13 protein-coding genes are annotated in these 14126 nt (G+C 64.6%); 12 read left to right on the top strand and 1 reads right to left on the bottom strand.

Annotated elements, in window-relative coordinates:
* Positions 1-62: 62 nt before the first annotated feature.
* From BDD18_RS18640 to BDD18_RS18595, 10 genes are all read left to right on the top strand, one after another.
* Positions 63-935, top strand: a complete 873-nt coding sequence (locus BDD18_RS18640) for an ABC transporter ATP-binding protein (protein ID WP_066695146.1) — start codon at positions 63-65, stop codon at positions 933-935.
* A complete protein-coding gene (locus BDD18_RS18635; protein ID WP_066695145.1) occupies positions 932-1813 on the top strand; it encodes a branched-chain amino acid ABC transporter permease in 882 nt (293 codons plus the stop codon). The genes BDD18_RS18640 and BDD18_RS18635 overlap by 4 nt, the downstream gene beginning before the upstream one ends.
* A gap of 12 nt (positions 1814-1825) precedes the next feature.
* Positions 1826-2863 carry a branched-chain amino acid ABC transporter permease gene (locus BDD18_RS18630; RefSeq protein WP_066695143.1) on the top strand — a complete coding sequence of 346 codons (1038 nt, stop codon included), beginning with the start codon at positions 1826-1828 and terminating at the stop codon, positions 2861-2863.
* Between the two features lie 78 nt (positions 2864-2941).
* On the top strand, positions 2942-4132 hold the full coding sequence (locus tag BDD18_RS18625; protein WP_066695141.1) for an ABC transporter substrate-binding protein: 1191 nt from the start codon (positions 2942-2944) through the stop codon (positions 4130-4132).
* 133 nt (positions 4133-4265) lie between these two features.
* Positions 4266-5087: an ABC transporter ATP-binding protein gene (locus tag BDD18_RS18620; RefSeq protein ID WP_066695137.1), complete on the top strand. Its 822-nt coding sequence runs from the start codon at positions 4266-4268 to the stop codon at positions 5085-5087.
* Positions 5088-5101: 14 nt separating this feature from the next.
* On the top strand, positions 5102-6919 hold the full coding sequence (locus BDD18_RS18615) for an AMP-dependent synthetase/ligase (RefSeq protein ID WP_066695157.1): 1818 nt from the start codon (positions 5102-5104) through the stop codon (positions 6917-6919).
* A 70-nt stretch (positions 6920-6989) separates the two neighbouring features.
* Positions 6990-7793, top strand: a complete 804-nt coding sequence (locus BDD18_RS18610) for an enoyl-CoA hydratase/isomerase family protein (RefSeq protein ID WP_142085104.1) — start codon at positions 6990-6992, stop codon at positions 7791-7793.
* A gap of 27 nt (positions 7794-7820) precedes the next feature.
* Entirely contained in the window at positions 7821-9008 is a 1188-nt protein-coding gene (locus tag BDD18_RS18605) for an acetyl-CoA C-acyltransferase family protein (RefSeq protein WP_142085102.1), read from the top strand.
* A gap of 61 nt (positions 9009-9069) precedes the next feature.
* A complete protein-coding gene (locus BDD18_RS18600) occupies positions 9070-10236 on the top strand; it encodes an acyl-CoA dehydrogenase family protein (protein WP_066787851.1) in 1167 nt (388 codons plus the stop codon).
* 139 nt (positions 10237-10375) lie between these two features.
* Positions 10376-11494 (top strand): glycerophosphodiester phosphodiesterase, encoded by a 1119-nt coding sequence (locus BDD18_RS18595; RefSeq protein ID WP_142085100.1) that lies wholly within the window; start codon positions 10376-10378, stop codon positions 11492-11494.
* Between the two features lie 86 nt (positions 11495-11580).
* Here BDD18_RS18595 and BDD18_RS18590 read toward each other — a convergent pair whose 3' ends face one another.
* A complete protein-coding gene (locus tag BDD18_RS18590; protein ID WP_142085098.1) occupies positions 11581-12633 on the bottom strand; it encodes a recombination-associated protein RdgC in 1053 nt (350 codons plus the stop codon).
* Between the two features lie 351 nt (positions 12634-12984).
* Between BDD18_RS18590 and BDD18_RS18585 the strand changes: the two genes are divergently transcribed.
* Together BDD18_RS18585 and BDD18_RS18580 are read left to right on the top strand one after the other, a co-directional pair.
* A complete protein-coding gene (locus BDD18_RS18585) occupies positions 12985-13539 on the top strand; it encodes a Spy/CpxP family protein refolding chaperone (RefSeq protein ID WP_142085096.1) in 555 nt (184 codons plus the stop codon).
* A gap of 96 nt (positions 13540-13635) precedes the next feature.
* Positions 13636-13896, top strand: coding sequence for a hypothetical protein (locus tag BDD18_RS18580; protein WP_142085094.1), 261 nt, complete (start codon positions 13636-13638; stop codon positions 13894-13896).
* The last annotated feature ends 230 nt before the right edge of the window (positions 13897-14126 follow it).

The following is a 14126-nucleotide window of genomic DNA, read 5'->3' as shown; positions in this document are numbered from 1 at the left end:
GAGTAACAAGCTTACGTCAAAGTAGGCAACCCTATCAGCGAGCAAACCCGTAGAGGAGTTCCATGGAGACAACGCATGCGCCCGGCCACCGCCCGAGCGCCCCGCCTTTGTTGCAAGTCAGCGATGTGACGCTGGCCTTCGGCGGCGTGCGCGCGCTGTCGGGTGTGGGCTTTGGCGTGCAGCCGGGCTCTATCACCGCTGTGATTGGGCCCAACGGCGCGGGCAAGACCTCGCTGTTCAACACCATTTCGGGCTTTTACCGCCCCACCAGCGGCAGCATCCGCTTCCGTGGCCAGGACATCACACGCATCCCAGCGCCGCAGCGCGCCAAGATGGGCCTGGGGCGCAGCTTTCAGAACATTGCGCTGTTCCGCGGCATGACGGTGCTGGACAACATCAAGCTGGGCCGCCACGCGCACCTGAAAACCAATGTGTTCGACGCGCTGTTCTATATGGGCCGCGCGCGCCGCGAAGAGGCCGAGCTGCGCCGCGACATTGAGGAACGCATCATCGACTTCCTCGAAATCGACCACATTCGCCACGCGCCCGTCTCGGCCCTGTCCTACGGCCTGCAAAAGCGCGTGGAAATGGCGCGCGCCCTGGCCATGCAGCCGGAAATTTTGATGCTCGACGAGCCGGTGGCCGGTATGAACCGCGAGGAGACCGAAGACATGGCGCGCTTCATCCTCGACGTGCGTGCCGAATGGGGCGTGACGGTGCTGATGGTGGAGCACGACATGGGCATGGTGATGGACCTGTCCGACCACGTGGTGGTGCTCAACTTCGGCCAGGTGATTTCGCAGGGCGTGCCCGCCGTGGTGCAGGCCGACCCCGAGGTCAACCGCGCTTACCTGGGCTCGGGCAACGTCGATGAGCTGCGCGCCAAGCTGCGCGCCGCCGCCCGCATCCCCACTTCCGCTGGAGCCGCCGCATGATGGACTGGGCCTACCTGTTTGAAATCAGCCTCACCGGCATTGCCAGCGGCGGCCTGTACGCGCTCGCCGCGCTGGCCTTCGTCATGGTCTACAAGGCCACGCGCGTGGTGAACATTGCCATTGGCGAAATGCTCATGGCCGGGGGCTATTTGTTCTTCACCTTCGCCGCCATGTGGGCGCTGCCGCTGTGGCTGGCCATTCCGGCGGCGGTGCTGGCCTGCGGCCTGCTGGGCGCGGTGATCGAGCGCACCATCATCCGCCCGCTGCTGGGCGAGCCGCCGATTTCGGTGTTCATGGTCACGGTGGGCCTGTCGTCGGTGCTCATCGGCCTGGTGGAAATGATCTGGACGGCCGACCAGCGCCGCCTGCCCGAGTTCATGCCCACCAACCCCATCATGGTGGGCGACGCCTTCCTTGCGCCCAAGGTGTTCTGGGGCGCGGTGATTGCAGCGGTGTTCATTGCTGCGGTGCTGCTGGTGTTTCGCTACTGGCGCGGCGGCGTGGCGCTGCGTGCCACGGCGTCTGACCAGGCGGCGGCGTACTCGGTGGGCATCAACGTGCCGCGCGTGTTCTCGCTGGCCTGGGTGGCCTCGGCCATGCTGGCGGCCATCTCCGGGATCATCGTCGGCTCGATTGGCGGCATCTCTTCCAGCATGGGCGTGTTCGGCCTGTCGGTGCTGGTGGTGGTGATCGTGGGCGGCCTGGACAGCGTGCTGGGCGCGCTGGTGGGCGGCATCCTCATCGGGCTGGTGGAGGCGCTGGCCGGGGCCTACCTGGGCGGCGAATACAAGCTGCTGGCCACCTTTGTGGTGCTGGTCGTCATCCTGATGGCGCGGCCCTACGGCCTGTTTGGCACCCACGAAATCGAACGTCTTTAAGGGCTCATCACCATGCGTATCGGAACCCTCAAGGAAAGCTACGTCGCCGACGCGGCGCTGTTCGACTCACGCACCCAACATGCGTGGCTCGCCATCGCTGCCGTGCTGCTGGTGCTCTTTCCCTTCATCGCCAGCGACTACTGGCTCTACCTCGCCTGCCTGGTGGCCATCAATGTGGCCAGTGCCACAGGGCTGAACATCCTCACCGGCTACACCGGCCTGGTGAGCCTGGGCCAGGCCGCCTTCATGGGTCTGGGTGCTTACACCGTGGCCATTTTGCAAACGCGCTACGGCACGCCTATGCTGCTGAACCTGCTGGCGGGGGGCGTGGTGGCCATGCTGGGCGGCATCATCGTGGGCATTCCGTCGCTGCGCGTGAAGGGGCTGTACCTGGCGATTGCCACCATTGCTGCCTCGTTCATTGCGCACTTTCTGTTTGCCAACTTCGAGTTCACCGGCGGCACGGCCGGGCTGTCGCTGGCCCCGGCGCGCGTGCTGGGCATGGATTTGGACACCTCGTTTCGCCTGTACTGGCTCATCGTGCCGGTGACGGTGCTGATGCTGCTGGGCGCGGCCAACCTGTTTCGCACGCGCATTGGCCGCGCTTTCATCGCCATCCGCGACCGCGACATTTCGGCGGAGGTGCTGGGCATTGCCCTGCTGCGCTACAAGCTGCTGAGCTTTGGCCTGTCGTCGTTCTACGCCGGCATTGCAGGCGGGCTGTGGGCCTACTTCTTTCGCGTGGTCACGCCCGAGAGCTTTCCGCTGTCGATGTCCATCTTCTTCCTCGCGGCCATCATCGTCGGCGGCATGGGCTCCATCCTGGGCGGCATTTTGGGCGCGGTGTTCATGACCATGGTGCCCGAGCTGCTCAAGCTGCTGGTCGATCTGCTGCCCAGCGGCGCCAGCCTGGCGGTGTTCCTCTCGCCCGTGCGCCTGGTGATTTTTGGCGCGCTGATCATCGGTTTTCTGGTGTTCGAGCCGCTGGGGCTGGCCGAGGTGTGGCGCCGCGTGCGCCGCTTCTTCCACCTGTGGCCCTTCCGCAATTGATGCGCCGTTGAGCACCTGCCTTCGCTCTTTCCCTTTCTTGTTTTCATGCCATCACATAACCAACCCAAGGAGACACGCATGGACCAGCAACATTTTTCGCATCCACGTCGCAACTTCATGCGCGGCGCTGCAGCCGCTGCCGGTGCCGCCGCACTCACGCACCCGCTGTCGGTGCTGGCGCAGGGCGCGGAGGAGATCGTCATTGGCGGCTCCATTCCCATGACGGGCGTGTTCGCCTTTGCGGGCGTGGGCATCAACGCCGGTATCCAGGACTACGTGAAGATCATCAACGACGCTGGCGGCATCAAGGGCCGCAAGGTGAAGTACGTGCCGGAAGACACGGGCTACAAGGTCGATGTGTCGGTGGCCACGTTCAAGAAGATCACCAGCCAGAACAAGGTGAACCTGTACTACGGCGACTCCACGGGTTTTTCCAAAACCATCAACCCCGAGCTGGAGCGCAACGGCAACATCCTGATGGCCGGTGCCTCGTTCGCCTCCGAGCTGAACGACCCGAAGAAGTACCCCAACCAGTTCCTGGTCGGTCCCGACTACACCGAGATGTTCAGCATCTTGCTCAAGCACATCGCCAAGGAAAAGCCGGGCGCCAAGGTGGCCTTCGTCTATTCCGACTCCGAGTTTGGCCGCGACCCGATTGAAAAAAGCGAAGCCGAGGCCAAGCGTCTGGGCCTGTCGGTGCCCATCAAGATCATGACGCCCGCAGGCAGCGTGGACGTGTCCACCGAGGTCATCAAGCTGCGCCGTGCCGCGCCCGACTACACCATCTTCCACGGCTACATCCTGGCGCCCATCCCCGAGTTCATCACCCAGGGCAAGCAGCAGGGCATGAAGAGCAAGTGGATGGGCACGTTCTGGACCATGGACAGCTCCACCGTCATGAAGATGGGCGAGGCGGGCGACGGCTTCATGGGCGTGATGCCCTACCGCTACTACTACGACACCGAAAAGGCCCCCATGCTGGAAAAAATCCGCGCCATGCGCCCGGAGTACCAGAGCACAGCCTACATGCAGGGCTTTCTGGCAGCGATGCTGTTCCTGGAGTCGGCCAAGCGCTGCCTCGATGGCAACAAGCCGCTCACCGGCGCCAACCTCAAGGCTGCGCTCAACAGCCTCAAGGACTTCGACACCGGCGGCCTGATCGGCGTGCCCATCACCATCAGCGGCAACTCCATCCCCGTGGGCCGTGTGTACCAGGCGGACATCAAGGCGCAAAAGATGGTGGCTGCGTCTGACTGGATCAAGCTCTGAACGCACTCTGTTTTTTATAGCTGCTTGCGCTTGCCCTGTAGGCGTTTGAGGTTGAAAACCACCTGAACACCTTACACAACCAGCGCAAGCCGCTATCAAAACAAGAGCCCCCGCGCCCTCCTGCCAAGTTGCCATGACACAAGCGTCCCCCGCCACCATCCTCGAAGTCAACAACATCGAGGTCATCTACAACAAGGTCGTGCAGGCCCTGCGCGGCCTGTCGCTGGCCGTGCCGCGCGGCCACATCGTGGCGCTGCTGGGCAGCAACGGCGCGGGCAAAAGCACCACGCTCAAGGCCGTCTCGGGCCTGCTGCCGCTGGAAAACGGTGCGCTCGAAGCGGGCAGCATCACCTTCAACGGCCAGAGCACCACCGCCATCGCGCCGCAGCTGCTGGTGCGCCGCGGGCTGTCGCACGTGATGGAAGGGCGGCGCGTGTTCGAGGACCTCACCATCGAGGAAAACCTCATCGCCTCCACCTACGCGCTCAGCGGGCGTGAAAGTGCGGCCAAGCCCGACTTCGACCTGGTGTACGAATACTTCCCGCGCCTGCACGAGCGGCGCAAGGGCCTGGCCGGTTACCTCTCGGGCGGCGAGCAGCAAATGCTGGCCATTGGCCGCGCGCTCATCGCCCAGCCCGAGCTGATTTTGCTGGACGAGCCTTCGCTGGGCCTGAGTCCTAAGCTCACCGAAGACATCTTCGGCATCATCGCCCGCATTAACGCCGAGCGCGGCACCTCCATGCTGCTGGTGGAGCAAAACGCCACCGTGGCGCTGGCCGTGGCGCACAGCGGCTACATCATGGAGAACGGCAAGATCGTCATCGACGGCAGCGCTGAACGCCTGGCCAACGACCCCGACGTGCGCGAGTTCTACCTCGGCATGGGCGGCAGCGGCGAAGCCAAGAGCTTCAAAGACATCAAGCACTACAAGCGCCGCAAGCGCTGGCTGTCATGAGGATGGCTGAGACCATGAACCTTCCTGAACTCACCTTGCCCCAAATGCTGCGCCAGCGCGCGCAGCGCGACGCCCAGCGCGTGGCCATTCGGCAAAAAGACTTTGGCATCTGGAAGCCCGTCACCTGGGTGCAGTACTACCAGCGCGCCTGCCACTTCGGCCAAGGCCTGCAGCAGCTGGGCCTGCCCGCAGGCGGCCATGTGGGCGTGATTGCCGAAAACCGCATCGAATGGGTGCTGGCGCAAATGGGCGCAGGCCTGGTGGGCGGCATCACCGTGGGCGTGTACCCCACCAGCCCGGCCAACGAAGTGGCCTACGTGGTGGGCCATGCCGACATCGACATCATGGTGTGCGAAGACCAGGAGCAGACCGACAAGGTGCTGGAAGCCCTGAGCACGCTGCCGCGCCTGAAAAAAATCATCGTCATGGAGACCAAGGGGCTGCGCAGCTTTGCCCCCGAGCACCGCGCACTCATCGCGACCTTCGACGAGGTGGAGCGCCTGGGCGCAGGCGTGCACAGCCAGGCGCGCATTGACGAAGTGCTGGCCAAGCAAACGCTCGATGACATCGGGCTGATGATCTACACCTCCGGCTCCACCGGCAAACCCAAGGGCGCGATGATTTCGTGGCGCAATATGCGCGGCGTCAGCCCCGGCATCATCGAACGCCTGCGGCTGGATGCACACACCACGCACCTGTCGTACCTGCCGCTGTGCCACGTGGCCGAGCAAATGCTCACCACCTTCTGCCCCATCTACCTGGGCTCGCAGGTGAACTTTGGCGAATCCATCCGCACCGTACAGGAAGACCTGCGCGAGGTGGCGCCCACCATGTTCCTGGGCGTGCCGCGCATCTGGGAAAAGCTGCACTCGGCCATCAGCATCAAGATGCAGGAAACCGGCGCCCTGCGCCGCGCGCTCTACCAGCGCGCCCTGGCCGACTGCGCCCCGCTGTTTGATAAGCCACGCAGCCAGTGGAGCCTGGGCGAGCGCCTGCGCTACGCCGCGCATTACTGGCTGGTGCTGCGCGCGCTGCAAAACTTCATCGGCCTGCGCGAGGCCGAGGTGGCGCTGACCGGCGCCGCGCCCATTGCGCCCGACGTGGTGCGCTTTTTCCGCACGCTGGGCGTGCCGCTGATCGAGGTCTATGGCCTGACCGAATCCACCGGCATGGTCACCGGCCACGAACTCGACCGCGTGAGCGTGGGCACCGTCGGCATTCCCACCCAGGGCGTGCAGTGGCGCATTGCCCAGGGCAGCGACGACGACATGGGCGGCGAGTTCCAGATCAAGGGCGACATGGTGTTCGCCGGGTACTACAAAAACCCCGAGGCCACGGCGCAAAGCATCCAGGACGGCTGGCTGCACACCGGCGACGTGGTGCGCCTGGTGGACGGGCAGATCAAGATCGTCGATCGCCTGAAAGACATCATGATCACCGCGGGTGGCAAGAACCTCACGCCCTCCGAGATCGAAAACACCATGAAGGCCAGCCCCTACATCAAGGAGTGCGTCATCGTGGCCGAGGGGCGCAAGTTCGTCGGCGCGCTGGTGATGATCGACTACGAAACCGTGGGCAAATGGGCCGAAGCACGGCGCATTGCCTTCACGCATTTCCGCTCGCTGGTGGAAACGCCAGAGGTGCGCCAGCTCATCGACGCCGAGATTGCCAGCGGCAACGCCAAGCTGGCCCAGGTGGCGCAAATCCGCAAGTTCCACATGCTCACCAAGGAGCTGGACCACGACGACGGCGAAGTCACCGCCACCATGAAGGTGCGGCGCAGCAGCATCTACAAGACCTACGCCGCCGAGATCGAGGCGCTGTACCGCTGAATTTCAAGCATTTTGGGGCTGCAAGGCTTGCTGGGCAAGCGCAAGCAGCTCTTTTTTCAGGAGCAAATAAATGAGCGCGACCCCTACGGATGCATCCACGGATGCGCCGCTGCTGATCGAGCGCGACGGCGCCATCGTCACCCTGCGCTTTCACCGCCCCGGTGCGCTCAACGCCGTGGATGTGCCCATGGCGCAGGCGCTGCGCGACGCCGCACGCGCCCTGGCGCAGGACGCCAGCGTGCGCTGCGTGGTGCTGTGCGGTGCGGGCAAAGGCTTTATGGCGGGGGGCGACTTGGCGACGCTGCGCGCCGACCCGGTGCAAGGCGCGCGCGCTTTGCTGGAGCCGCTGAACGAGGCCGCCACGCTGCTAGCGCAGCTCGATGCGCCCGTCATCGCGCAGGTGCATGGCGTGGCCGCCGGGGCGGGGCTGTCGCTCATGCTGCAGGCCGACTTTGTGCTGGCGGCGGACAACGCACGCTTTAACCTCGCCTACATCAACCTGGGTACCAGCTGTGATGTGGGCGCCTCATGGGCGCTGCCGCGCCTGGTGGGTTTGGGCCGCGCGCTGGAAATTGCCATGCTGGGCGAAGCCTTCACCGCGCCGCAAGCGCAGCAGTGGGGGCTGATCCACCGCGCCGTGCCCGCCGCCGAGCTGGACGCCGCCGTGCAGCAGCTGGCCCAGCGCCTGGCCAGCGGCCCCACACGCGCCTACGGCCATATGCGCCGCCTGATGCGCGCCAGCCTCACACGCGACCTGGCCACGCAATTGCAGGCCGAGGCCCAGGCGTTTGACGACTGCGCCCACAGCGCCGACCTGCGCGAAGGCATCGAGGCCTTCTTCGCCAAGCGCCCCGCTACCTTCCAGGGCCGCTGAATCGTTTTTTCTTTTGGAGCTTTCCCCATGTCCCACCGCGACGTTTTTGTTGTCAGTACCGCCCGCACCGCCATTGGCACCTTCGGCGGCAGCCTGAAAGACGTGCCCAACACCCAGTTGGCCACCACCGCAGTGAAGGCCGCCATCGCCCGCTCAGGCCTGGCACCCGACGCCGTGGGCCATGTGGTGATGGGCAACGTGATCCCCACCGACACCAAAGACGCGTACCTGAGCCGCGTGGCCGCCATCGACGCCGGCTGCCCCATCGAGACGCCCGCGTTCAACGTCAACCGCCTGTGCGGCTCGGGCCTGCAGGCCATCATCAGCGCGGCGCAGGCCATTGGCTATGGCGACTGCGACGTGGCCGTGGGCGGTGGCTCGGAAAGCATGAGCCGCGGCCCCTACTTCGACCAGGGCGCGCGCTGGGGCGCTCGCATGGGCGACAGCAAGAGCATCGACTACATGCTCGGCATCCTGCACGACCCCTGGCAGAAGATGCACATGGGCATCACCGCAGAGAACGTGGCCGAGCGCTACAAGATCAGCCGCGAGATGCAGGACCAGCTCGCCCTGGCCAGCCAGCAGCGCGCCGCCGCCGCCATCGCTGCGGGTTACTTCAAGGAGCAGATCGTTCCGGTCGAAATCGCCACGCGCAAGGGCACCGTGCTGTTTCAGGAAGACGAGCATGTGCGCGCCGCCACCACGCTGGACGTGCTGGCGGGCATGAAGCCCGCGTTCAAGAAAGACGGCGGCACCGTGACGGCCGGCAACGCCTCAGGCATCAACGACGGCGCGGCTGCCGTGGTGCTGGCTGCGGGTGACCGCGTGGCCGCCCTAGGCCTCAAACCCCTGGCGCGCCTGGTGGGCTATGCGCACGCAGGCGTGGACCCGGCCTACATGGGCATTGGCCCCGTGCCCGCCACGCAAAAGGTGCTGGCGCGCACCGGCCTCAAGGTGCAGGACATGGATGTGATCGAGGCCAACGAGGCCTTCGCCGCCCAGGCCTGCGCCGTGGTGCAGGAGCTGGGCCTTCAGCCTTCCAAGGTCAACCCCAACGGCTCGGGCATTTCGCTGGGCCACCCCGTGGGTGCCACCGGCGCCATCATCACCACCAAGGCGATTGCCGAGCTGCACCGCACGGGCGGGCGCTATGCGCTGGTGACCATGTGCATTGGCGGCGGCCAAGGCATTGCGGCTATCTTCGAAAGAGTTTGAGTCTTTTTGGCCTCCAGCGCTTATCCAGAAAGCGCTGGCAGCTCCTACATTCATAGCAACCATGCTTCCCAACACCCTCCTCACGGCCGAGCAGAAGGCCGAACTGCAAGTCTTCACCGAATCGCTGGAGCGCTTTTGCGATAGCGAGATCGAGCCCCATTACCGCGACTGGGAAAAGGCGGGCCTCGTCCACCGCGAGCTGTTCCGCAAGATGGGCGAGAACGGCTACCTGTGCGCCGACGTGCCCGAGCAGTACGGCGGCGCGGGGGCCAGCGTGCACTTCTCGTTCGCCGTGGTGGAGGTGCTCTCGCGCCGGGGCTACGGCGGCTTTGTCGGCGGGCTGCAGGTGCACAACGACATCATCCCGCCCTACCTGCTGCACTGCGGCACCGAGGCGCAGCGCGAATACTGGCTGCCGCGCATGGTCAGCGGTGAAGCGGTGGCAGCGATTGGCATGACCGAGCCCGGCGCGGGCAGTGACCTGAAAGCTATCCGCACCACGGCCAAACGGGATGGCAATGAGTACGTCATCAACGGCAGCAAGATCTTCATCAGCAACGGCCAGCACTGCGACCTGCTGGTGCTGGCCGCCAAGACCGATCCGGCAGCCGGTGCCAAAGGCGTGAGCCTGTTCCTGGTCGATACGAAAAGCCCCGGCTTCACGCGCGGCCAGAACCTGGAAAAAATCGGCCAGCACGCGGGCGACACCTCCGAGCTGTTCTTCAACGACCTGCGCGTGCCCGCCGACGCGCTGCTGGGCGGGGTGGAAGGCCAGGGCTTCGTGCAGATGATGCGCGAGCTGCCGCGCGAACGCCTCATCATCGGCGTGCAGGCGGTGTATGGCGCCAAGGGTGCGCTCGACGCCACGGTGAAGTACGTACAAGAACGCCAGGCATTTGGCCAAGCGATTGGGCAGTTCCAGAACACGCGCTTCACGCTGGCGCAATGCGCGAGCGACATCGCCGCCGCGGAGGCGTTTTTGAATGCCAGCGTGGCCGCCTACGAGCGCGGCGAACTCTCACCCGAGGCCGCGAGTGCGCTCAAGCTGCACACCACTGAAGTCATGGGCCGCGTGGCCGATGCCTGCCTGCAACTGTTTGGCGGCTACGGCTATATGGCTGAATACCCCATCTCGCGCTTCTGGACCGATGCACGCGTGCTGCGCATCTACGGCGGCACGTCGGAGATTATGAAAGAGCTGGTGGCGCGATCGCTGCTGGGGCGCTGAGAGACGGCACCGCAAAATACCAACAGTACGCACCCAGCGGCCACTCAGCGGTGGCAGCCCCGCCCGGGCACAGCCTGTCACACTCTTTTCACAAGGGGCCGTGAGCATCGCCCGTCTTTTACAAAACGAGGAGAACCGTATGCAAATTCGAAACGTACTACTGGCCATGGCAGCCGCGGTGGTGGCATCCACGGCCTGCGCTGGCAGCGACACACCGGCCTGGCCTCCCACCCCCACCGTGATTGCCCACCGCGGGGCCTCGGCGCTGCGGCCCGAACACACGCTGGCTGCGTACCAAAAGGCGATTGACGACGGCGCCAACATCATTGAACCCGACCTGGTCATCACCAAAGACGGGGTGCTGGTGGCACGCCATGAGAACGCGATTGCCATCGTCAACGCCGACGGCAGCGTGCGCGAAGCCACCACCGATGTGATGGACCGCCCCGAGTTTGCCGCCCGCAAGACCACCAAGACCATCGATGGCAAGGCCATCACCGGCTGGTTTGTGGAGGACTTCACCCTGGCCGAACTCAAGACCCTGCGCGCGCGCGAACGCATTCCGGCCATTCGCCCAGCCAATGTGGCCTACAACGGCCAGTTCGAAGTGCCCACGCTGCAGGAAGTGATCGACCTGGCCAAGGCGCAGTCCAGCGTGAAGGGCCGAGTCATCGGTATCGCGCCTGAAACCAAGCACCCCAGCTTCTTCCAGTCGATTGGCATGCCGCTGGAGCCCGCGCTGCTGGCGGTACTGACCAAGAACGGCTGGAACAGCAAGGATGCACCCGTGTACGTGCAGTCGTTCGAGGTGGCCAACCTGAAGGCGCTGCGCAAGCAGAGCACGGTGCGTCTGGTGCAGTTGCTGTCCAACGGCGGCCGCCCCTATGACTTCACCGCCTCGGGCAACCCCCAGACCTACGCCAACATGGCCACGGCCGCCGGGCTCAAGGAAATTGCCACCTACGCCGATGTGGTGGGCGCACACAAGGACCTGGTCATCCCCGTGAAAGACGGTGCCCTGGGCACCCCCACCCCGCTGGTGAAAGACGCCCACGCGCTGAACCTGGCTGTGCACATCTGGACACTGCGGCCTGAAAATGCCTTCCTGCCCGCCGCCTACAAAAAGGCCCCCACCACGGACAACACTGTGCGCGGAGACAGCGTGAGCGAGATCCAGACCTTCCTGAAGGCCGGGGTGGATGGCTTCTTCACCGATGACTCGGCCGTGGGCCGCCTGGCGGTGGACAGCCTGAAGTAAACCGCTGCGCCCCTCATGAAAAATGCCGAGGTCACCCTCGGCATTTTTGTTGGCGCACCGGCCGCGCCAAGGTTCAGAACCTGCGCTCAGAACGGCGCCGATTCCGGGTCGGTATCCACCGGTGCAGTAGCCGGCCCAGTGACCACGCCCGCGCCCGACTTGCGGGGGGGCAACGTGGCAGCTGCGGGCGCCCTTTGGGGAGCCGCCGCAGGGCCACCCGCTGCAATGGCTTCGGCCGCGCTGGCCACGCCGCTTTCAGCTTCGCCGCCCAGGGCTTCGATCAGGTCGGGGATGAGCTTGACCAGCTCGCCCGTGGCAATCGCCACATCGGTGTCAAAACCGCCGTCATCGGCCTTGGTGCCTTCAAACACCGTGTCCAGAAAAGCCACCTTCTTGAGCTGCATGCCTTCGGTCAGCATGAACGACACGCGGTCGTCCCAGGTCAGCGCCAGCTTGGTGGGCAGCTTGCCAGCGGCAATGTGGGCCTGGATTTCCTCGATGTCGAGCGGGTGGCGCGCATAGCGCACCACGGCCTTGGCTTCGTCCGCGCTTTTGAGCTCGCACTCGCGGTCAATGCTGAAGCCCACGGGCGGCTCTTGCGTGGCCAGCCAGTGCGCCATGGCCGCCTGGGGGCTGGTCTGCGTGTTGATGAGCGACACCGCGAGGCCTGGCAATGATTCCACCAGCAGGCTCACCACCTCGTCGGCGCGGCCCTGGGAGGAGGTGTCCAGCACCAGCAGGCGCGACTCGGTGTCGATCCACACCCACATGCTGCCCTGCTTGGTGAAGGCCATGGGCAGCAAGTCCAGCTTGGCTTCTTCCTTGAGCTCCTTGCTTTCCTTCTTGCCGGGCTTGCGGCCGGTTTCCTGCTCGATGCGGGCGGCCTTTTCCTTCACGCGGCGGTTGAGCACCGAGCCGGGCAGCACCTTGGACTCGACCATGAAACGCAAAATCCACTGCCCGCCCACCGATTCGGCCAGCGCGCCATGCTGCTCACCGCGCGGCGGCACCCAGCCCAGCGATTTTTCCTGGGTGGCCCCGCACTCCATGAAAGGGGCCTTGGCCAGGGCTTCTTCCACCTGCACCAAATCCGCCTGCCAGCCGGGGGCAATGCGGTACACGATCATGTTCTTGAACACGGAAATCCTTCGCTTCGTTGTCTGACTGGGGGTAATTGTCGGCGCTGGCGCGGGCCCCGCCGGCCTACGCGCCAAACAGGGTCGCCGCGCCGAACCCTAATGATATCCACAGCCTGCAGCAATCGCTATCAATTCAATAGCTGCTTGCGCTTTCTTGGATTCGCCTGGAGGCACTTTCTGGCACAAAACTTCCGCGGCTCCACCCGCGCGCCGTACACCCCGGCTTGTCACAACTTTACACAGGCTTCAATCCTGCTCACGCAGGCGATACATGGGCGGCGCACACTGGCTTCAACCGCTGCAACGGTCGTTGTGGCGGAGAACTTCACCCCCTGTGAAAGGACTGATTCCATGACCGCTGCATTTTCAAGCCGCCGCTGGGTAGCCACCGCCGTGCTGGCCGCACTCACTTTGCCCGCCCTGGCCCAAACCCAGGCTCCTGCACCCGCTGCCGCACAGGCCGCCAGCGCCCCCGCCCGCAAGACCGGTGACATGGCGCAGCGCTACCAGGAACGCATGGCCCAGCGCCAGGCCGCCCTGAAAGAAAAACTCAAGCTGACCGCCGCCCAGGAAAGCGCCTGGACCCAGTTCACCGCCGCGATGCAACCCGGCGAGCGCCCCGCCCGCCCCGACTACAAGGAACTGGACAAACTCACCACCCCCGAGCGCATTGACCGCATGCGCGAAATGCGCGCCCGGCACACCGCCCAGGCCGACAAGCGCGATGAAGCCGTGAAAACCTTCTACGCCGCCTTGAGCCCTGAGCAGCAAAAGACGTTTGACGCCGAATTCCACCGCCAAGGCCCCGGCAAGCACCGGGGTGGGCGCGACCACGGCGGCATGCACGGCCACCACCACGGCCCCGATGGCCACGGCGGCCGCGGCCCAGGCGGCCCCGCACGCTGATCTGGCGCATCCCCCACCCCTGGGGGCCATTCCCGCCCCCAGCAGCCCGCAATCCACCCGGATTGCGGGCTTTTTTCATGGTGCTGGCAGCGGCCTGTGGATAAAGCTGTGCTTTCAGGCAGAGCAACTACCAAGTTATCCACACAAAAATCCGCCACGCCAAAGTTGTTGTCTGTCAGCCAGCATTTTCATACAGACCAGCGCACATGGTTTTTTGCAACGCAAGTGCGCGCAGCCATTGGAAAAAATGCAGTTGTCCACAAAAAAGGCGTTGCTCTACTACTACTGCTATTTCAATATAAAGCTTTTAAAGAACAACCTATCAACCGCCGGGAGGCAAACCGGGCAGGGTTGTGAATACCTGAAAAGTGGCGGGGCGGTGTGCGGGGTGTAGAAAAAAGGGGGGATTGGCCGGCGCATGGGGTGGGCTTGCCCGCATGAACCTGGGCAAATGCGGGCGGGTGCACCCCTTTGTTTGCGGCAATGCCCCGTTTTGCTATAAAAAAATGAGCTGATTGAGCTTGCTGGTAAAGCGCTAGCCTGCGTTTTGGCTGAGAACAGGCGTTGCCGACGCGGTGCTGCATAAA

The sequence above is a fragment of the Acidovorax temperans genome (assembly GCF_006716905.1).
GTDB classification, from domain to species: Bacteria; Pseudomonadota; Gammaproteobacteria; order Burkholderiales; family Burkholderiaceae_C; genus Acidovorax; species Acidovorax temperans.
The sequence above is the reverse complement of the archived record's forward strand: the minus strand, read 5'-3'. Positions and strand labels throughout refer to the sequence as shown.